At 73.8% G+C, this 19,325-nt stretch carries 17 protein-coding genes and 2 tRNA genes; 9 read left to right on the forward strand and 10 right to left on the reverse strand.

The genetic code is table 11. The features are described 5' to 3' along the window. Positions 1 to 34: 34 nt before the first annotated feature. The 4 genes from fdhD to ACH34T_RS04875 all read right to left on the reverse strand — a co-directional run bounded on the left by fdhD (position 35) and on the right by ACH34T_RS04875 (position 3,297). Positions 35 to 847 carry a formate dehydrogenase accessory sulfurtransferase FdhD gene (fdhD, locus tag ACH34T_RS04860; RefSeq protein WP_395990718.1) on the reverse strand — a complete coding sequence of 271 codons (813 nt, stop codon included), beginning with the start codon at positions 845 to 847 and terminating at the stop codon, positions 35 to 37. 78 nt (positions 848 to 925) lie between these two features. After that, positions 926 to 1,285, reverse strand: coding sequence for a MazG nucleotide pyrophosphohydrolase domain-containing protein (locus ACH34T_RS04865; protein ID WP_395990719.1), 360 nt, complete (start codon positions 1,283 to 1,285; stop codon positions 926 to 928). Between the two features lie 59 nt (positions 1,286 to 1,344). Next, positions 1,345 to 1,442 (reverse strand) — tRNA-Sec (locus ACH34T_RS04870). Between the two features lie 10 nt (positions 1,443 to 1,452). Then, on the reverse strand, positions 1,453 to 3,297 hold the full coding sequence (locus ACH34T_RS04875) for an AMP-dependent synthetase/ligase (protein ID WP_395990720.1): 1,845 nt from the start codon (positions 3,295 to 3,297) through the stop codon (positions 1,453 to 1,455). 195 nt (positions 3,298 to 3,492) lie between these two features. Between ACH34T_RS04875 and selD the strand changes: the two genes are divergently transcribed. Both selD and ACH34T_RS04885 read left to right on the forward strand, forming a co-directional pair. Continuing rightward, positions 3,493 to 4,485: a selenide, water dikinase SelD gene (selD, locus tag ACH34T_RS04880; protein WP_395990721.1), complete on the forward strand. Its 993-nt coding sequence runs from the start codon at positions 3,493 to 3,495 to the stop codon at positions 4,483 to 4,485. A gap of 169 nt (positions 4,486 to 4,654) precedes the next feature. Next, the gene (locus tag ACH34T_RS04885; RefSeq protein ID WP_395990722.1) at positions 4,655 to 4,993 is read left to right on the forward strand and encodes a GlsB/YeaQ/YmgE family stress response membrane protein; all 339 of its coding nucleotides are present in this window, start codon (positions 4,655 to 4,657) and stop codon (positions 4,991 to 4,993) included. Here the strand turns inward: ACH34T_RS04885 and ACH34T_RS04890 are convergent. Next, the gene (locus ACH34T_RS04890; protein ID WP_395990723.1) at positions 4,990 to 6,873 is read right to left on the reverse strand and encodes a propionyl-CoA synthetase; all 1,884 of its coding nucleotides are present in this window, start codon (positions 6,871 to 6,873) and stop codon (positions 4,990 to 4,992) included. The genes ACH34T_RS04885 and ACH34T_RS04890 overlap by 4 nt on opposite strands. A gap of 179 nt (positions 6,874 to 7,052) precedes the next feature. Beyond that, positions 7,053 to 8,483 carry an MFS transporter gene (locus tag ACH34T_RS04895; protein ID WP_395990724.1) on the reverse strand — a complete coding sequence of 477 codons (1,431 nt, stop codon included), beginning with the start codon at positions 8,481 to 8,483 and terminating at the stop codon, positions 7,053 to 7,055. A 62-nt stretch (positions 8,484 to 8,545) separates the two neighbouring features. Between ACH34T_RS04895 and ACH34T_RS04900 the strand changes: the two genes are divergently transcribed. The 3 genes from ACH34T_RS04900 (at position 8,546) to ACH34T_RS04910 (ending at position 12,419) form a co-directional block, all read left to right on the forward strand. Then, positions 8,546 to 9,133, forward strand: a complete 588-nt coding sequence (locus tag ACH34T_RS04900; protein WP_395990725.1) for a MarR family winged helix-turn-helix transcriptional regulator — start codon at positions 8,546 to 8,548, stop codon at positions 9,131 to 9,133. Between the two features lie 218 nt (positions 9,134 to 9,351). Continuing rightward, complete coding sequence (locus ACH34T_RS04905) at positions 9,352 to 11,136, forward strand: SelB C-terminal domain-containing protein (protein ID WP_395990726.1); 1,785 nt, start codon at positions 9,352 to 9,354, stop codon at positions 11,134 to 11,136. A gap of 89 nt (positions 11,137 to 11,225) precedes the next feature. Next, entirely contained in the window at positions 11,226 to 12,419 is a 1,194-nt protein-coding gene (locus tag ACH34T_RS04910) for an RtcB family protein (RefSeq protein WP_395990727.1), read from the forward strand. Positions 12,420 to 12,472: 53 nt separating this feature from the next. Here the strand turns inward: ACH34T_RS04910 and ACH34T_RS04915 are convergent, their stop codons facing one another. The 3 genes from ACH34T_RS04915 to ACH34T_RS04925 form a co-directional block, all read right to left on the reverse strand. Further along, positions 12,473 to 14,074: a TROVE domain-containing protein gene (locus ACH34T_RS04915; protein ID WP_395990728.1), complete on the reverse strand. Its 1,602-nt coding sequence runs from the start codon at positions 14,072 to 14,074 to the stop codon at positions 12,473 to 12,475. A gap of 296 nt (positions 14,075 to 14,370) precedes the next feature. Continuing rightward, positions 14,371 to 14,441: transfer RNA gene (locus ACH34T_RS04920), tRNA-Ser, on the reverse strand. Positions 14,442 to 14,554: 113 nt separating this feature from the next. Next, on the reverse strand, positions 14,555 to 15,361 hold the full coding sequence (locus tag ACH34T_RS04925; protein WP_395990729.1) for a lysophospholipase: 807 nt from the start codon (positions 15,359 to 15,361) through the stop codon (positions 14,555 to 14,557). A gap of 141 nt (positions 15,362 to 15,502) precedes the next feature. Here ACH34T_RS04925 and moaA point away from each other — a divergent pair, with 141 nt between their 5' ends. Genes moaA through ACH34T_RS04940 form a run of 3 tightly spaced genes read left to right on the forward strand, consistent with a single transcriptional unit; the run spans position 15,503 to position 17,484 of the window. Continuing rightward, entirely contained in the window at positions 15,503 to 16,492 is a 990-nt protein-coding gene (gene moaA / locus ACH34T_RS04930; RefSeq protein ID WP_395990730.1) for a GTP 3',8-cyclase MoaA, read from the forward strand. A gap of 6 nt (positions 16,493 to 16,498) precedes the next feature. Further along, positions 16,499 to 17,068, forward strand: a complete 570-nt coding sequence (locus ACH34T_RS04935; RefSeq protein WP_395990731.1) for a molybdenum cofactor guanylyltransferase — start codon at positions 16,499 to 16,501, stop codon at positions 17,066 to 17,068. A gap of 50 nt (positions 17,069 to 17,118) precedes the next feature. Beyond that, entirely contained in the window at positions 17,119 to 17,484 is a 366-nt protein-coding gene (locus ACH34T_RS04940; RefSeq protein WP_395990732.1) for a DUF6457 domain-containing protein, read from the forward strand. Here the strand turns inward: ACH34T_RS04940 and ACH34T_RS04945 are convergent. After that, positions 17,481 to 17,726 (reverse strand): hypothetical protein, encoded by a 246-nt coding sequence (locus ACH34T_RS04945; RefSeq protein WP_395990733.1) that lies wholly within the window; start codon positions 17,724 to 17,726, stop codon positions 17,481 to 17,483. The genes ACH34T_RS04940 and ACH34T_RS04945 overlap by 4 nt on opposite strands. A 136-nt stretch (positions 17,727 to 17,862) precedes the next feature. Between ACH34T_RS04945 and ACH34T_RS04950 the strand changes: the two genes are divergently transcribed. Continuing rightward, positions 17,863 to 19,287: a DHA2 family efflux MFS transporter permease subunit gene (locus tag ACH34T_RS04950; protein ID WP_395990734.1), complete on the forward strand. Its 1,425-nt coding sequence runs from the start codon at positions 17,863 to 17,865 to the stop codon at positions 19,285 to 19,287. Positions 19,288 to 19,325: the final 38 nt, after the last annotated feature.

The raw sequence follows: 19,325 nt of genomic DNA on the forward strand, positions 1-19,325 counted from the left end.
CCGTCCGTCCGGCCCGCTCACAGGGCGAGTGTGCTCACAGCGTGATGCGCTCCGCGCCCGTGTAGACGTTCATGGTCTCGCCGCGGAGGAATCCGACGAGCGTCATGCCCGCGTCCTCGGCCAGCTCCACCGCCAGCGACGACGGCGCCGACACCGCCGCCAGCACCGGGACGCCCGCCGTCATCGCCTTCTGCGTCAGCTCGAACGACGCGCGGCCGCTCACCATCAGCACCGTCCCGGTGAGCGGCAGCCGCCCCTCGCGCAGCGCCCAGCCGATCACCTTGTCGACCGCGTTGTGGCGGCCTACGTCCTCGCGCAGCGCGAGCAGGGCGCCGTCCGAGCCGAACAGCCCGGCGGCGTGCAGGCCGCCCGTCCGGTCGAAGACCCGCTGCCGTTCCCGGAGCCGTCCCGGCAGCTCCGCCAGCATGCCGGGCGTGAGGCGCAGCGGGTCGTCCGCCACCTCGTACGGACGGTCGGCGCGCAGCGCCTCGATGCTCGACTTCCCGCACACCCCGCATGCGCTCGTCGTCGTGAACGCCCTGGTCATCGAGTCGTCCGGCGGCGTCACCCCGGGGGCGAGCACGACGTCCAGCGTGTTCTGCTCCGCGGTGTCCGCGCAGTACCGCATCGTCGCCAGGTCGCCCGCGCCCGCGATGACGCCCTCGGCGGCGAGGAACCCCGCGACGAGGTCGAAGTCGTGCCCGGGCGTCCGCATCGTGATCGTCAGCGGCTTGCCCGCGACGCGGATCTCCAGCGGCTCCTCCACGGCGAGCGTGTCGGGCCTGCGCCCCCGCACCCCGGACGTGCTCAGCCGCAGCACGGGCCTGCGCACGGTGATCCGCCCCATACCGGTCACCGTACCCCGGGAAACCCGCAGGCGGCCCTACCGCGGTCTAGGTTCCGGTCTGTCCGTTGAGGGGAATCTTCACGGCCGGTCCCCGTCCGGGGCGTCGCGCCAGCCGCGGGTCATGACCTGCCGGGCCTTCGCGCGCCACGCGGCGTCGAGGTCGATCTCCAGAACGTGCGCGGTGACGTAGGCGGTCAGGACCACGTCGGCCAGCTCGTCCCGGACGTCGTCGAAGCCGCCGGTCCGGCGGGCCATCCCGGCCCAGCGGCGGTACGCGCCGACGAACTCCCCGACCTCCTCGGCGAGCGCGAGGACCTGGCGGTGCCCCTCGTCCTCGGCCGGGAAGTGCCGCCGGATGTGCCCGGCGAGCACGGCGGCGAGGCCGGCCAGATCGTCCGGCACCGCCTCGGACGCCGCCTCGGGGTCGGGTCGGCTCATGCGTGGTGATCCCTTCGAGAGCACGTCGCCGCCGCCCTCGGCGGGCAGGGGGTCGGGCTTGGTGCGGAGGCGTGCGGGAATCGAACCCGCCGTCCCGAGGTCCTCGGGACCGTCGGCTTTGAAGGCCGGGGAGGCCACCAGGCGCTCAGACGCCTCCGCTGATGATCTTAGTGGGCGTACAGGTCGGCGATGGCGGCGGCGTACTTGGCGTGGACGACGCGGCGTTTCAGCTTGAGGGTCGGGGTGAGCTCCTCGGTCTCGGCGGTCCACTCGGCGGGCAGCAGGCGCCACCGCTTGACGCGCTGGACGCGGGCGAGGCGGGCGTTGGCGTCCTCGACGGCCTTGGCGATCTCGTCCAGGACGGCCGGGTGCCCGGCCAGCGCGGCGAGGTCGGCGGTCTCGATGCCGTGGGCGGCGGCCCAGACGGGCGCGACCTCGCCGTCGAGGGTGATGAGGGCGACGACGTGGGGGCGTCCGTCGCCGTAGGCGAGGGCCTGGCCGACGAGGGGGTGCTCCTTGAGGTGGTTCTCGACGAGCGACGGGGCGATGTTCTCGCCGCCGGCGGTGATGATGAGCTCCTTCTTGCGGTCGACGACGGTGAGGAAGCCGTCGGCGTCGAGGCGCCCGACGTCGCCGGTGCGGATCCAGCCGTCTGGGTCGATGAGGTCGGCGGTGGCGTCCGGGCGGTCCAGGTAGCCGGGGGTGCACGTCGCGCCGCGGACGAGGATCTCGCCGTCGCCGGCGAGGCGCAGCTCGACGCCGTCGAAGGGGCGGCCGACGGTGCCGAGCTTGAAGGAGTCGGAGCGGTTGGCGGTGACGGCGCCGGTGGTCTCGGTCATCCCGTAGGCGTCGAAGATCGTCATGCCGAGCCCGGCGAAGAAACGGGCGACCTCGACGGGCAGCGGCGCGGCGGCGCTGGACGCCTGGCGGACGCGGTCCAGGCCGAGCAGCGCGCGCATGGGGGTGAGGACGGCCGCGTCGGCCGTCTCGAACGCGGCGGTGATCTGGGGCGTGGCCGTGCCGCCGTGCTCCTGGCTCGCCACGTACGCGCGGCCGGCGTCGAGGGCGGCGTGGACGGCCCGCCTCCTGGCCTCGTCCGGCTCGGCGGACAGCAGCGCCTGGATCCCCGCCATGATCTTCTCCCAGACGCGCGGGACGCCGAAGAACGAGTGCGGCCGCACCTCGCCGAGGACGCCCGCGAGCTGCGCCGGGTCCGGGCAGAAGTGGACGTGGGCGGCGAGCCGCACGGGCATGTAGTAGCTGAGGACGCGGTCGGCGATGTGCGCGAACGGCAGGTAGGACACGCCGGACGGATGCTCGGGCAGGATCGACGTGCGGTGCAGCATCTCCGCCTCGTGCAGCACCATCGAGTGCGTGATCAGGACGCCCTTCGGGTCGCCGGTGGTCCCGGACGTGTACAGCAGCGTGGCGGTGTCGTCCGGTTCGACGGCCCTCCAGCGGCGGTCGATCGCGTCGGGGTCGGCGGCGAGCTCCGCGCGGCCGAGCTCGGTGAGGGCGTCCCAAGTGAGGTAGCGGTCGCCGGGCGGGCAGGCGGCGGCGTCCACGACGATGATCGTGCGGAGGGCGGGGAGGCGGTCGAGGACGGGCAGCCAGCGGTTCAGCTGGTCCCGGCCGTCGAGGACGGCGTACTTCGCGGAGCAGTGCCCGGCGACGAACGCGACCTGGTCGGGCGTGAGCGTCGCGTACACGGTCGTGGGGGTGCCGCCGGCGTGGACGGCGCCGAGGTCGGCGAGGACGTGCTCGGAGCGGTTCGGCATCATCAGCGCGACGACGTCGCCGGGCTCCAGGCCGAGGGCGGCGAGCCCGGCGGCCGTCTCCAGGGCCCGGGTGCGGGTGTCGGCCCAGGTGAGGGTGGTCCATGCGCCGCCGACCCGGTCGGAATAGGCGGGTTTGGCGCCGTGCCGTCCGGCGGTCGCGGCGAGCGCGGTGCAGACCGTCTGCCCGGCGACTGCCCGGTCGAGGTCCGCCGCCCGCTGTGCCTGGATCCCCATGTCGCCCCTTGATGTAAGTGATGACTTGCAGAGGGGAATCGCATCACGCGGGGCCGTGTCCGGACAAGGGCTTCGCGCATTTCCGCGCCGGTCGAGCGGGTCCGTGCTGGTCGGGCGGGTATCCCGGCCCTCGGTGACCGCATCCGTACCGTCCGTTTGTTGCTCGTATGCACTGGTTGTGCGTTAAATCTTCCGGTGACACGCCTCGCCCCCGTCGCCCGCCTGACGCAGTACGCGCACGGCGCCGGCTGCGCGAGCAAGATCCCGCCCGCTGAGCTGGAGCGGGTCGTGGCGGGCCTCACCGGCGGCGGGGACGATCTCGTCGCCGGGGGAGCGGACGGCGACGACGCGGCCGTGCTGCGGATCGAGGGCGGCCGGGCCGTGGTGTCCACCGCCGACTTCTCCACCCCCGTCGTCGACGACGCCTACGACTGGGGCCGCGTCGCCGCCGCCAACGCGCTCTCGGACGTCTACGCCATCGGCGGCGAGCCGCTCATGGCGCTCAACCTGCTCGGCTGGCCTCGCGACCTGCTGCCCGCCGAGCTGGCCCGCGAGGTGCTGCGCGGCGGACGGGACGTGGCCGCGCTCGCGGGCTGCGCCATCGCCGGCGGCCACAGCGTCGACGACCCCGAGCCGAAGTACGGCATGGCCGTCACCGGCGTCGCCGACCCGGACCGGCTGCTGCGCCTGGACGCCGGCCGCCCCGGCGTCCCGCTGTCGCTGACCAAGCCGCTCGGCGTCGGCGTCCTCAACGCCCGCCACAAGGCGACCGGGCAGGTGTTCCCGCAGGCCGTGGAGACGATGACGGCGCTCAACGCGGACGCGGGCCTGGCCGCGTTGGAACGCGGCATCGTCTGCGCCACCGACGTCACCGGGTTCGGGCTGCTGGGTCACCTCTACAAGCTGGCGCGGGCGAGCGGCGTCACGGCCGTCGTGGACGCGTCCGCTGTCCGCTACCTGGACGGCGCCCGGACCGCCGTCCGGCACGGGTTCGTCCCCGGCGGGACGCGGCGCAACCTGTCGTGGGTGTCGCCGCACACCGAGTTCCGCCGGATCGCCGAGGAGGAGCGGCTGCTGCTGGCCGACGCGCAGATCTCCGGCGGACTGCTGATCGCGGGGGAGATCCCCGGCGCCCCGGTCATCGGCGAGCTGGTCGCCCGCGGCCGCCGCACGCTGGTCGTCCGCTGACCCTCGCGGGACGGGGGCGGTGTGGCGGTTTGGGCGGTTCGTGTCGGCGTCGTTTACGCGGGTAGGGCCTCCCATGACCGGGCCTTCGCCGTGGCCTGGCAAACGGGGGCCGAGCGGAGCTCGTCGTTTGGCTGGCGGCGGGTGGGGGCTGGAGGACGGGGGAGAGCGCATGACCATCGGGGGGCTCGCCGCGGCCGTCGTCCTGGGCGCCGCCGTCGGCGTGCTGGGGCGGCTGATCGTGCCGGGCCGGGAGAGCATGCCGATCTGGCTCACGATCGCGGTCGGCATCGTCGCGGCGTTCGCCGGGACGGGCCTCGCCCACCTGTTCGGCGTCACGTCCGGCGGCTGGAGCCTCTGGGAGACGATCTTCCAGATCGCGCTCGCCGCGGTCGGCGTGTTCCTGGTGGCGCTGTGCTGGCCCAAGCGGATCGTCCACGCCCCGAGGCCGCCCGGTTCGAGCCCGCCCGGTTCCAGGCCGCCCGGTTCGAGGCCGCCGCGGTCGTCTTAGGTGGCCGTGCGCAGGACGGGGCGCAGGTCGTCCAGGACGTCGGGGTCCTCGATGGTGGACGGGACGGAGACCTCCCGCCCGTCGGCGATGCCGCGCATCACGCCCCGCAGGATCTTGCCCGAGCGGGTCTTGGGGAGGGCGGCGACGACGGTGATCTCCTTGAGCGCGGCGACCGGCCCGACCTGGTCGCGGACCATGGCGACCAGTTCCGCGCACACCTCGCCCGGCTCGGCCAGGACGCCGCTCTTCAGCACGATCAGGCCGCGCGGGACCTGCCCCTTGAGGGAGTCCTCGACGCCGATGACCGCGCACTCGGCGACGGCCGGGTGGGAGGCGATGACCTCCTCCATCGTCCCGGTGGACAGCCGGTGCCCGGCCACGTTGATCACGTCGTCGGTGCGGCCCATCACCCAGACGTAGCCGTCCTCGTCGATGTGGCCGCCGTCGCCGGTGAGGTAGTGGCCCGGGTACGTCGTCAGGTATGACTCCACGAAGCGCTCGTCGTCCTGCCAGAGGGTGGGGAGCGTCCCGGGCGGCAGGGGGAGGCGGATGGCGATGTCGCCGTCCTCGCCCGGCGGGACGGACCCGCCGTCCGGGCCGAGGACGCGCACGTCGTAGCCCGGCACCGGCACGGACGGGGAGCCGGGCTTGACCGGCATCGGCTCCAGCCCGCGCGGGTTAGCCACGATCGGCCAGCCCGTCTCGGTCTGCCACCAGTGGTCGATGACCGGGCGGTCCAGGACGCGCGACGCCCACCGGTAGGTGTCGGGGTCCAGGCGCTCCCCGGCGAGGAAGAGGGTGTCGAGGGCGGACAGGTCGTGCCCGGCGAGCAGCGCGCCCTCCGGGTCCTCCTTCTTGACGGCGCGGATCGCGGTCGGCGCGGTGAACAGCGTCTTGACCCGGTGCTGAGCCGCGACACGCCAGAACGCGCCCGCGTCCGGCGTCCCGACCGGCTTGCCCTCGTACAGGACGGTCGTGCACCCGGTGAGCAGCGGCGCGTACACGATGTAGGAGTGCCCGACGACCCAGCCGACGTCGGACGCCGCCCAGAACACGTCGCCGGGCCCGACGCCGAACACGTTCTCCATCGACCAGCGCAGCGCCACCGCGTGCCCGCCGTTGTCGCGGACGACGCCCTTCGGCCGTCCCGTCGTCCCCGACGTGTACAGGATGTAGAGCGGGTCGGTCGCGGCGACGGGCACGCACTCGGCGGGCTCGGCGGCGGCGACGGCCTCGTCCCACTCCACGTCCCGCGGCCGGACGAGGTCGGCGTGCAGCTGCTCGCGCTGCCGGATCACGCACCGCTCCACCTTGTGCTTGGCGAGGTCGAGCGCCCGGTCCAGGAGCGGCTTGTAGGGGACGATCCGGCCCGCCTCGATGCCGCAGGACGCCGACACGACCGCCTTCGGCCGGGCGTCGTCGATGCGGACGGCCAGCTCCCGCGCCGCGAACCCGCCGAACACGACCGAGTGCACCGCGCCGAGCCGCGCGCACGCCAGCATCGCGATCACCGCCTCCGGCACCATCGGCAGGTAGATCACCACGCGGTCGCTGCGGTCGACGCCCTGCGCGCGCAGCGCCCCGGCGAACCGGGCGACGAGGTCGGTCAGCTCCCGGTAGGTGTAGGTCCGCACGGTGCCGGTGACCGGGCTGTCGTAGATCAGCGCCGGCTGGTCGCCGCGGCCCTCCTCGACGTGCCGGTCGAGCGCGTTGTCGCAGGTGTTCAGCTCGCCGCCGGTGAACCAGCGGTAGAAGGGGGGCGCGCCGTCGTCCAGCACCCGGTCCGGCGGGACGAGCCAGCGGACGTCCCGCGCCGCCAGGCCCCAGAAGCGGGTCGGATCGGCGATGCTGCGTTCGTACGCGGCCGCGTAGGCGCCCATGTCGTCCTCCCGGTGCGGCTCCCTGGCCCCACTTCGCGATTCGGCCCTGTCCGGCTATCGGCCCCGTTCTCCGATTCGGGCCGCACCACCTATAGGGCATGGCGCGGGGCCCGTTCGTCAAGGCCCCGCGCCGCCCCGCGCCCGCGGGAGGCCCGGCGGCGCAAGGGGTCCCGGGCGGCCTAATCCGGGTGCCGCAGGCCGTGCACGACGGCGACGGCGGCGGCCAGCGCGGCGCCCGCGGCGACGACCCAGAAGCACAGCTCGTAGGCGCCGAGCGTGGGCTCCCCGGTGCCGGGGACGACCCGTCCGGCCAGGATCGACGCGGTGATGGCGCCCGCGATGCTGCCCCCGGCGACGCGGACGAGGGAGTTGATCCCGCTGGCGATGCCGCTCTGGTCCATCGGGACGTGCTGGACGGCGAGCGTCCCGAGCGCCGCGTACGCGATCCCGAACCCGGTCCCCTGGAGGGAGGAGAACGCGAGGACGTCGTACACGTGCGAGTTCGACAGCGCCAGCCACACGTAGCACAGCGCGACGAACGTCGTCCCGAGCGCGAGCGTGAAGGGGGGGCCGATCCGGGCGGCGATCCGTCCGGCCATCGTGGAGAACACCAGCATCGTGACCGTGTTGGGGAGCATGTAGAGGCCGACGTCCAGGACCGAACCGTCCATGCCGTACCCGGTAACGCCCTGCCGCGCCTGCACGAACCCCGAGATCAGCGTGAACGCGGCGAACATGGAGAAGCCGAGCAGCGCGGAGACGAGGTTCGCCGACAGCGACCGGGGCCCGACCAGCAGCGCCAGCCGCACCAGCGGCTCGCGGACCCGCAGCTCGGTCGCCACCCACGCGCCGCACAGCAGCGCCGCCGCCGCGAACAGGCCGAGCACGCCGCCGGACGTCCAGCCCCACGCGTTGCCCTCGCTGATGGCGAGCAGCAGGGCGAACAGCGTCCCGGCGAGCAGCGCCGCGCCCGCGTAGTCGGGCCGGCCGCCCGCGCGTCCGCCGACGTCCCTGGCCGCCGTCGCGACCAGCACCAGCGCGGCGGCGGCGATCGCGGCGGCGATCCAGAACACCGGGTGGTGGCTGGCGGTGCGGTCGGCGATCAGCCCCGTCACGATCATGCCGGCGCTGCCGCCGACGCCCATCGTGGCGCTGACGATCCCGATCGCCGTGATGATCCGGTCGCGCGGGAAGGTGTCCCTGATCATGCCGATGGCCAGCGGGATCAGCGACGACGACACGCCCTGCACGGCGCGCCCCGCGATGAGCACGGCCAGCGACCCGGACAGCGCGCAGATCACCGAGCCCGTCAGCAGCAGGCACAGCGCGAGCAGGATCATCCGCTTCTTGCCGTACATGTCGCCGAACCGCGTCAGCAGCGGGGTGGCGACCGCCCCGGCCAGCAGGGACGCGGTGAACACCCACGTCACGTCGGTGATCGGCGCGTCGAAGGTGCGGCCCAGCTGGGGCAGGAGCGGGAGCACCAGGGTCTGCTGCACCGACACGACCATCCCGGCGGCCGCCAGCGCGAGCAGTGTGCGGCCGGTCCGCGGCGGATCGGCGGCGGGTCGCCCCGCCGTCTCGCGCGCCGTGGCCGGGACGCCCGTCATGCCCACACCTCCACTACTTTGCTTACCTAAGTTAAGGATTGTAGAGGGGTAGGCTGAACCGCATGTCGTCACGGGTGCCTCCGGGCGTCGCGGACCCATCGGACGCCGCCAGGCCATCGGACGCCGCCGCGCCGTCGGTCGTCGGTGCGCCATCGCACACCGCCGCGTCATCGGATGCGGCCGCGCCACCGGACGTCGCGGAGATCGAGCGGGCGCTCAGCCGGGTCGCGCACATGCTGACGCGGTTCCGGCAGCACGACCGCACGGTGATCGCCGCGGGCGTCCCGGTCGATCGCGCCGCCGTCCCGCTGCTGCGCGCCCTCGCCGAGCACGGCCCGATGCGCCCGGGCGAGCTCGCCGCGCGGCTCGCCGTGGAGGCCCCGCACGTCACCCGGCAGGTGCAGCGGCTCGAAGGGGCCGGATACGTCGACCTGCTGCCCGACCCCGACGACGGGCGGTGCAGGCGGGTCGGGCTCAGCGCGTCCGGTCTGCAGGCGGTCGAGTCCATCCGCGCGTCCGGGCGGCGCTGGATCTCCGAGGCCCTCGCCGGCTGGTCGCCCGGCGACCGCGAGCGGCTCGCCGGGCTCGTCCACCGCATGGTGGACGATTTCGAGGCCCATTCCGGCCACGCCGAATCCGCGCGAAACTGAACAGCGGCCGAACTTCCGTGGCCGGTGGTTCACATGTGACCGGTGTGAAATTCCAGGCACCCCTGTGTGCAGGATCTGGTTTTGCGTGCGCCTCCGGCGTCCATAAGGTTGCCTTCCGTGGACCTTCGTCTGCGCTACCCCCGCGATGACTTCCCCCGCACGGCCCGCCGCGTTCTCCGCCGCGTCCCCTGCTCCGTCCAGGGCCGGAGAGGACGCTGATGCAGGTCGTCACCACCGCCGGCCACGGTGGGCACGGCAAGTCCGCGCTCGTACGCGCCCTCACCGGCAAAACCGCCAGCATCGGGAAGACCGCCCTCACCGGCAAGGACGCTGGCACCGGCAAGAACGCCAGCGGCGGAAAGAACGCGAGGACCGGCAAGAAACCCGAAGAGCCCGGCGCCTGGACGGAGCTGCCCTCGGGACGGCGCGTCGCGTTCGTGGACGTCCCCGGCGGCGAACGCGACGTCCCCGCCATGCTCGCCGGCGCCGCGCCCGCGTCCACCGTGCTGCTGGCCGTCGCCGCCGACGAGGGCTGGATGCCGCAGTCGCAGGAGCACCTGGACGTCCTCGGCGCGCTCGGCGTCCGGTCCGGCGTCCTCGCCGTCACCCGCTGCGACGTCGCCGACCCCAAGCTCGTGCTGCGGCAGGCCCGCGAGCGCCTCGCGGGCACCGCGCTGCGCGGCGTCGAGGCCGTCGCCGTCAGCGCCGCCACCGGCGCCGGGATGGACGACCTCGCCGCCGCGCTCGACCGGCTCGCCGGCCGCCTCCCCGTCCCCGACCCGGACGCGCCGGTGCGGCTCTGGATCGACCACGCCTTCACCGCGGGACGCCAGACCGTCGTCACCGGCACCCTCACCGCCGGGACGATCTCCGTCGGCGACGAGCTGCTGCTCATGCCCGCCGGGGAGCGCGTCCGCGTCCGGACGATCGGCTGCGCCGGCGAACCGCACGCGACCGTCGGCGGCGTCTCCCGCGTCGTGCTGACCCTGCGCGAGGCGGGCCGCGTCGACGTCGGCATGGCGCTCGTCGCCGCCGGCGCCTGGACCCACACGACCTGCGTCGACGTCCGCACCCGCTTCGGAGAGGCGTCCGGACGGCTCGCGCGGCGGATGACCCTGCACGTCGGGTCCGCGGCGGTCGCGGTGCGGCTGCGCCCGCTCGGCCCCGACACGGCCCGCCTCACCCTGAACAGCCGCCTCGCCCTCCATCTCGGCGACACCGGGATCCTGCGCGACCCGGAGCGCCGCTCGATCGCCGGGGTGAGCGTGCTGGACGTCCGTCCGCCGACCCTCGTGCGGCGCGGCGCCGGTGCGGCCCGCGCGCGGGAGCTGGCGTCCTGGCCCGACCGCCCCGACGGCACGGTCGTCCTGCGCCGCCACGGCGTGCTCCGCCGCTCCGAGCTGTCGCTGATGGGCTGCGCGCCGCCGCCGGACGCCGTCGCGCTGAACGGCGAATGGGTCGCCGACCCCGCGCACTGGGAGTCGCTGTTCACGCGCCTCGCCGACGAGACGACCCGGCACGCGGCCGAGAACCCGCACGCGCCCGGGATACCTCTGGAGACCGTCCGGCTGCGGCTCGGCCTGCCCGCCCGGCAGCTCGTCGCGGCCCTCGTCCGCCCGCCGCTGCGCGTGGAGACCGGACGCGTCTTCGGCCCCGCCGGCGCGCCCCCGATCTGGGCCGCCGCCGTGGAGCGCCTCAAGACCGACCTGGCCGCCGCCCCGTTCGACGCCCCCACCGCGGATCGCCTGGCCGAGCTGGGCCTCACCGGCGAAGCGCTCACCGCCGCGGAACAGGCGGGCGCCGTCCTGCGGATCGCCGGAGACGGCGACGAGATCGTCCTGCTGCCGGGCGCCGACCAGGAAGCCCTGCGCGTCCTGTCGGCCCTGCCGCAGCCGTTCACCCCGGGACACGCGGCCGACGCGCTCGCCACCAGCCGCCGCGTGGCCGTCGCCCTGCTCCGCCACCTGGACGGCCTCGGCCTCACCGAACGCCGCCGTTCCTGACGCTCCACACCGGGAAAACCTGTTGAACCGGGGCCCGCGGCTCTGGCGTCATAGATCACGGTTCGGTTCCCGTCGAGCGAGGAGAAGGCATGCCGTACCAGACCATCAAGGGCGGCCGCGTTCCCATCCGGATGTGGACCGACCCGGCCACCGTCGAGGACGCCGCCCTCGACCAGCTCCGCAACGTGTCCGCGCTGCCGTGGGTGGAGGGCCTCGCGGTGATGCCCGACGTCCACTACGGCAAGGGCGCCACCGTCGGCTCGGTCATCGCGATGAAGGACGCGGTGTCCCCGGCGGCCGTCGGCGTCGACATCGGCTGCGGGATGACCGCCGCGAAGTCGTCCCTCACGGTCGAGGACATGCCCGACGACCTGTCCGGGCTGCGCTCGAAGCTGGAGAAGGCGATCCCGGTCGGCCGCGGCTCGCACCGGCAGGCCGTCGACCCGTCCGGACTCCCGAACCTGAGGGAGCGCGGCTGGTACGACTTCTGGAAGGCGTTCGACGAGCTGCACCCGGCGGTGCGGTCCCGCCTCGGCCGCGCCCGCGCCCAGATGGGCACGCTCGGCGGCGGCAACCACTTCCTGGAACTGTGCGCGGACGACGACGGCGCGATCTGGCTCGTCCTGCACTCGGGGTCCCGCAACATCGGCAACGAGCTGGCCGAGCAGCACATCGAGGCCGCCCGCAAGCTCCCGCACAACCAGGACCTTCCGGACAACGACCTCGCCGTGTTCCTCACCGGCACCGCCAAGATGGACGCCTACCGCCACGACCTGTTCTGGGCGCAGGAGTACGCGCGCCGCAACCGCGCCGTCATGATGGCGCTCGCGCAGAACGTCGTGACCAAGCGTTTCGGCGAGAACCGCTGCATGTGGGACCAGATCATCTCCTGCCACCACAACTACGTCGCCGAGGAGGAGTACGGCGGCGTCGAACTGCTCGTCACCCGCAAGGGCGCGATCCGCGCGGGCGCAGGCGACCTCGGCATCATCCCGGGCTCGATGGCGACGGGCACCTACATCGTCCGCGGCCTCGGCAACGAGACCGCGTACAATTCCGCCTCCCACGGCGCGGGCCGCAAGATGAGCCGCAACAAGGCCCGCAAGAACTTCACCGTGGACGACCTCATCGAGCAGACGAAGGGCGTCGAATGCCGCAAGGACACCGGCGTCATCGACGAGATCCCCGGCGCCTACAAGGACCTGGAAGCGGTCATCGAGTCCCAGTCCGACCTGGTCGAAGTGGTTGCCCACCTCCGCCAGCTGATCTGCGTCAAGGGCTGAGATTGCAAAAGGCCCGCCATGAACGGAGATTCATGGCGGGCCTTTTCTTTGGGCTACAGCCAGGGGTAGGCGGCGTTTCGGCCGGATTCCAGGAGCGGGATCAGCGGGAAGGTGCGGTCGGTCATGCCGCCGAACTCGTGGCGGGTTCCGGTGCCGGTGGGCATCGCCGCGTGCTTGTAACCGGCGAGGTTGAAGCCGTACATCGGGACGTCCGGCGGCGCGGAGTTCGTGACGTCGCCGGCCCAGCCGCCGCCGAACGTCTGCATGTCCGAGACGATGACGACGCGGTCGTGGCCGCGGTAGGTCGCGTGGACGGCCTCGGCGATGCGGGTGCCGTGTCCGACCTCGCCGATCCGGCGGGTGAACCGCTCCACCTCGCGCAGGACCGACGCGCCGCGGCGGAACCAGTGCCGGAACGTGCCGTCGGCGAACCCGTGCAGGTCGACGCGGTTCCCGCGTGCCGCGAGGGCCACGCCGAACAGGGCGGCGATCTGCGCGTAGGTCATCTTCGAGCGCGCCGAGACGCCGCCGGACGACATCGACGCGGACGTGTCGACCAGTACGAGGGTGCGGCCCCGGAACTCCGGGACGTTGGACGTCGACGCCGTGAGCGCCTTGTCCAGGGCGTCGGCCCAGCGGAGCGACGGCGCCGCCAGGTACGCCGAGAAGAACCGGTACGGGAACTGACGTGATCGCGTCACCTGCGCGGGGTCGGCGAGGCGTGCCGCGACACGGGTGGCCACCTCGTCCGAGACGCCTGCCTCATCGAAGTTGCGTAGGTTGCGAAGCAGGGCCATGTAGCCCATCGACGGGATCACGGCGTGCCAGGCGGCGGCGTCCATCGGGCCCTGCAGCCAGCCGGCGAGCGCCTCCCAGGTGAAGCCCGCGCGGCGCAGGAGGTCGGGGTCCTCCAGGACGCGGCGGCGCTCGTCCACCGGCATGGACAGCAGCGCGTCCCGCCGGGAGAGGGTCTCCAGGGACGCGGGGATGGGTGCGTCGGGCTGGTGGCGGTGCTTGACCGCGTAGCCGAACAGGTCGTGCTGCCACGGGCCCTGGAGCCGCTGCGCGCTGCCCTTCCGGTCGCCCGGGTGGGTCAGGTTGAGGACGTCGGCGAACGCCACGCCCCTGGACTCCGAGCCCCACTTGACGTAGTTGAACTCGGTTCCGAGCCGCAGGACCGCGTCGCCGATGCCGCGCTTGACCGGCTTGGGGACGGCCCGACCGTACGCGGCGAGCCAGTACGCCAGGGCCTCGCCGGGCTCGTCGGCGCGCCGGATCACGCTGGAGACCAGCTGCCGGTTGCCGCCGTTCAGCCCGGCGGCGAGCCGGGCCCGGACCGCTTCGAGCGCGGCGACGAGCGGCGCGGACCGCAGGTTGGCCTCGTCGCGCAGCCACGGCAGGAACCCCGCCAGCCAGGGCAGGTCGTCGACGGCCACCTGGTGCACGAGGCCGCGGAAACGGGCGTCGCGGTCTCCGGCCATCTCGTAGAAGGTGTCCTCGCCGACCATGTTCGACACCGACAGGAGGAAAAGCTCGCTCTTGGTGTCGCGCGCGTAGCCGGGCGCGCCCTCGTGGGTGCGGCCGGACGGAAGCGCCTCGGTGCGGATCGGACTCGACACGGCCGGGCGGACCTTGCCGCGATTGAACTTCGCCATGGGGTGGGTCCTCCTTCCGTCGACGGGAGGGGCCGCCCCAGTGAATTCATGGAAATGCCCGGCGTGGGCGCCGGGCATTCCAAAGGGGTTGCTCCCTCCCGAGATCAAAGCGGTGCACGGAATTGCCCGCCGATCGGGCGACAGGCCCATGAGGGGCCTGCAAGGAATCGAACCTCGAAGTAGCCGTTCACCTTCGCACCGGGAGGTGCGTGTCCAGCCGAGCACAGAAGGGGGCGCCCGAGGTCATGGCGGCGAGGGATTCGTCAGCGCTCTGCCTTTGAGCTACATCGGCCCAAAGCCGATGGCGGGACTCGAACCCGCATCCTCTCCATTAGTAGTGGAAGTAGCCCTTGCCTTCGCACCGGGCGCCCTTGCTTCTGGGCCATGCCTGCATTCAGCACACCATTTCCGCGGCCCGGTCACAACTGAATATTCCGGGGCCGGGCGGTCAGGCGAGGACGCCGTCCATGGGGCGGGGGGTCAGGTGAGGACGCCGTCGATGAAGGCGGTCACGTCGGCGAGGACCTCCTCGCGGTTGGTCTCGTTGAAGACCTCGTGGCGGGCGCCGGGGTAGAGGCGCTCGGTGAAGTCGGGGCCGCGGACGGCGTCGATGCCGGCGCGCGTGTCGCGCGGGCGGACGAGCTCGTCCGCGGCGCCGTGCATGTAGAAGGTCGGCAGGTCGCCGACGGAGCCGTGCTCGTTGACGCGCCGGAGCGCGGTGTCGAGGGCCCTGACGGTGGTCTTCCTGAACGGGCCGTGCCAGACGAGCGGGTCCTCGGCGTACGCCTTCCCGACGGCCGGGTCGCGCGACAGCGTGGACGTGTCGATCGGCTCGTCGGGCATCTCGTCTAGGGGGAGCAGTTCGTCCACGACGTGCCAGCGGCCGAGCACCGGCCCCGACAGCACCAGCGCGGCGAGGACGCCGCCGTGCAGCTGGGCGTACCGGGACGCGATCAGCCCGCCCACCGAGTGCCCGATCATGACGACGGGCAGGCCTGGATGCTCGCCGCGCGCCGACTCCACGACCGTGTGCAGGTCGGCGACGACGTCGTCGTAGTCCTCGACCAGCGCGCGGTCGCCGGCGGAGCGGCCGTGGCCCATGTGGTCGGGGCCGCAGACGACGGCGCCGTGCCGGGCGAGGAGGGCCGCGACGTGGTCGTAGCGGCCGAGGTGCTCGCCGTATCCGTGCACGAGGACGGCGACGTACCAGGGGTCGCCGTCCGTCCAGATCCTGGCGGTGACGGCGCCCCGCGTCCCCGCGAACTCCCACTCCCTTACCGTCGTCACGCAGCCTCCCAGTCGCCGGACGGATGGTTACCGTCTCTCGTGTGGGTCGGATCGTCAACCACCGCAATAGGGTGGAGTGATCGACCGTAATCTCCGGCGGCCCGTGACCCCGGGCGGCCGGTCAGCAGGAAAGGGGCGCCCGTGCTGGTCGACACCTTCGGCCGAACCGCGACGGACCTGCGGGTCTCCCTCACCGACCGCTGCAATCTGCGCTGTTCGTACTGCATGCCGCCGGAAGGCCTGGACTGGCTGCCCAAACCCGAGCTGCTCACCGACGACGAGGTCGTGCGGCTGGTCGGGCTGGCCGTCCGGGACCTGGGCGTCACGGAGGTCCGCTACACCGGCGGGGAACCGCTGCTGCGGCGCGGCCTGGCCGCCATCGTGCGGCGTACGGCGGAACTGGCGCCGCGCCCCCAGATCTCGCTGACCACGAACGGCATCGGGCTCGACCGGCTGGCGGGGCCGCTGGCCGAGGCCGGCCTCGACCGGGTGAACGTGTCCCTCGACACCCTCGACCCCGAGACGTTCAAGCGGCTCTCGCACCGAGACCGGCTGGACGACGTCCTGGCCGGGCTCGAGGCGGCGCGGGCGGCGGGGCTGGAGCCCGTCAAGATCAACGCGGTGCTGATGCGGGGGATCAACGACCACGAGGCCGTCCCGCTGCTGCGGTTCTGCCTCGACCACGGCTACCGGCTCCGGTTCATCGAGCAGATGCCGCTGGACGCCCAGCACGGCTGGACCCGCCACGACATGATCACCGCCGACGAGATCCTCGACCGGCTGTCCGCGGGGTTCGCGCTGGCCCCGGACGAGGCGCACGACCGCGGCAGCGCGCCCGCCGAGTCGTTCACGATCGACGGCGGCCCGCACACCGTCGGCGTGATCGGCTCGGTGACCAGGCCGTTCTGCGGCGCCTGCGACCGGGTGCGGCTCACCGCCGACGGACAGGTCCGCAACTGCCTGTTCGCCACCGAGGAGTCCAACCTGCGGGACGCGCTGCGCGCCGGCGCCGGCGACCCCGAGCTGGCCGAGCGGTGGCGCGCGGCGGTGCGGGCCAAGCGCGCCGGGCACGGCATCGACGACCCGTCCTTCCTGCAGCCGTCCCGGCCGATGTCGGCGATCGGCGGCTGACCCTCCGTGCCTTCCGCCCCGGCGCCCTTCGACGCGGTGCTGCTGGCTGGCGGGCGGGCCCGGCGGTTCGGCGCCGACAAGCCCGCCGCCCCGATCGGCGGCCGGACGCTGCTCGAATGGGCGGCGGCCGCCGCGTCCGGGGCGTCCCGGCTGATCGTGGTGGGGCCGCCGCGGGACGTCCTGCCGGGGGTCGTCGTCGTCCGGGAGGACCCGCCGGGCGCCGGGCCGGTCCCGGCGCTGCGGGCCGGGCTGGCCGAGGTGCGCTCGCCGTGGCTGGTGCTGCTGGCCGCCGACCTGCCGTTCCTGCGTCCGGCGCACGTCGCCCGGCTGCTGGACGCGGCCGGGGAGCGGGCCGGAGCCGTGCTCGTGGACGGCGAAGGCCGCGAGCAGTGGCTGGCCGGATGCTGGCGGGCCGCGGCGCTCCGGGACGCCCTCGACGGCTACGCGGGCGCGTCGCTGCGCGGGCTCCTCGGGCCGCTCGATCCCGTCGCCGTCGCGCTGCCGGCGGGCACGCGTCCCGCCTGGTACGACTGCGACACCCCCGAGGATCTGGCCGCCGCCGAGCGCCTGCTTTGATCGTGCGAGAGTGGGCAGAGTCCGCTGGACGACGCCAGAAAGGGGGACCCATGTCGGTGCTGGAGGACTGGATCACCGCGGCCTGCCGAGAGCTGGGCCTGGAACGCGGCGACATCGACCAGGGCCTGGTGCTGGACCTCGCCCGCGACGTCGCCCACGGCGTCGCGCGGCCCGGCGCGCCGCTCACCGCGTACCTGCTCGGCCTCGCGGTCGGACGCGGCGCGCCCGCGCGGGACGCCGCCGCCCGGCTGACCGAGATGGCGGAGGGCTGGAACGCCGCCGGGGCCCCCGAGCCGGTGGCCGACCCAGCGGCCGGGCCAGCGGCCGGGCCGGTGGACGGGCCCGTGGCCGGGGTCTCCGAGACTGCGGTCGACGTGCCGGAGCAGGCGGGCGCGGGCGTCCTCGACGACGCCTAGCCCTCGTCCTTCGCGGGCGTGTCGCGGTCGGCGACGGGCACCACGTCCTTGAGGAAGTCGCGGCGGTCGAGGAACGCCGACAGGCTCTCGCGGTGCTCGTCGCACGCGAACCAGATCTTCCGCCGGTCCGGAGTGTGGATCTTCGGGTTGTTCCACCGCAGCGCCCACACGGCGTCCGCGCGGCAGCCCCTGGCGGAGCACTGCAGGTCGTCGGGGCCGGTATCCGGAGCGGAATCGGTCATGCGGAAACTCTGGCACAGCCAGCCGCACGCGACGCGCCCGCCCCGCCTTCGTCCAGCGGCCCGTCTTCGCTCGGTGGTCGGTGTTTTGCCCGGTGGTCGGCGTTTCGTCCGGGTGATCTCGGGAGAGAACCGTCCCGTGCGGACGGAGCCCACGGACGCCGAGGACCGGGCGGCGGAGCGGCGGCGCCGCTGGCAGGCCCTCTCGGTCTGCCTGGTCGCGGCGTTCATGACGCTGCTGGACGTCAGCATCGTCAACGTGGCGCTCCCGTCGATCCGGGAGGGCCTGGACGCGTCCGCCGCGCAACTTCAGTGGATCCTGTCGGGGTACGCGCTGACGTTCGGGCTCGTCCTGGTCCCGTCCGGGCGGCTCGGCGACGCCCGCAGCCGCCGCGCCGTGTTCCTGTCCGGGCTCGCGCTGTTCACGCTGGCGAGCGCCGCCGCCGGGATCGCGCCGACGATCCTGTTCCTCGTCCTGGCGAGGCTCGTGCAGGGCGTCGCGGGCGGGATCCTGAACCCGCAGGTCGCCGGGCTGATCCAGCAGCTGTTCCAGGGCGCGGAGCGCGGGCGGGCGTTCGGCGCGCTCGGCGCCGTCATCGGGATCGCCACGGCCGTCGGGCCGCTGCTCGGCGGCGGGCTGATCGCCCTCGCCGGGCCCGACGAGGGCTGGCGGTGGGTGTTCTACGTCAACGTCCCGGTCGGGCTGGTGGCGCTGGTGCTGGCGTGGCGGCTCCTGCCCGCGCCGATCTACGGGGAGCGGCAGGGCCTGGACCCGCTCGGCGTCCTGCTCCTCGGCGCGGGCGTGGTGTGCGTGCTGCTGCCGCTCGTCCAGGAGCAGCAGTGGAAGAGCGACCTGAAGTGGCTGCTGGTGCTCGCGGGCGCGGCCCTGATCGCCCTGTTCGCGGCCTGGGAGCGCCGCGCGGCGACGCCGATGGTGCACCTCGGCCTGTTCCGGCTCCGCTCGTACGCGCTGGGCTCGGCGATCGCGCTGCTGTACTTCGCCGGATTCACCGCGATCTTCTTCATCTTCACGCTCTACCTGCAGAACGGCCTCGGCTACAGCGCGCTCGGCGCGGGCCTGGCGATCACGCCGTTCGCGGTCGGGTCGGGCATCGCGTCCGCCGCCGGGGGCCAGGTCGTGGCGCGGTACGGGCGCCCGCTCGTCGCCGTGGGGCTGGGCGTGGTGCTCGTCGGCCTCGGCGCGGCGTGGGTGGCGGTCGAGCTGCATCCCGGCGGCGGGGTGGCGTGGGTGACGGCGGTACCGCTGCTGGTCGCGGGCCTCGGCAGCGGCCTGGTCATCGCGCCCAACCAGACGATCACCCTGTCGGAGGTGCACTACACCGAGGGCGGCAGCGCCGCGGGCGTCCTGCAGACGGGCCAGCGCGTCGGCACCGCGACGGGCATCGCCGCGGTCGGGTCGGTGTTCTTCGCCGCCGTCGCCGGGACGGGCGGGGACTGGGCCGCCGCGTTCCGGCACGGGCTGATCGTCATCCTGGCGTTCGTGCTGGCGGCGCTGGCGGCGGCCGTCGCCGACCTGGTCGCGGGACGCCGCCGCGCCGCCTGAGCCCTTGAGGACCCGCCCGGCGAAGGCATGGCGTCGTG

This window comes from Actinomadura sp. 9N215 (assembly GCF_044326345.1).
Lineage (GTDB): Bacteria > Actinomycetota > Actinomycetes > Streptosporangiales > Streptosporangiaceae > Spirillospora.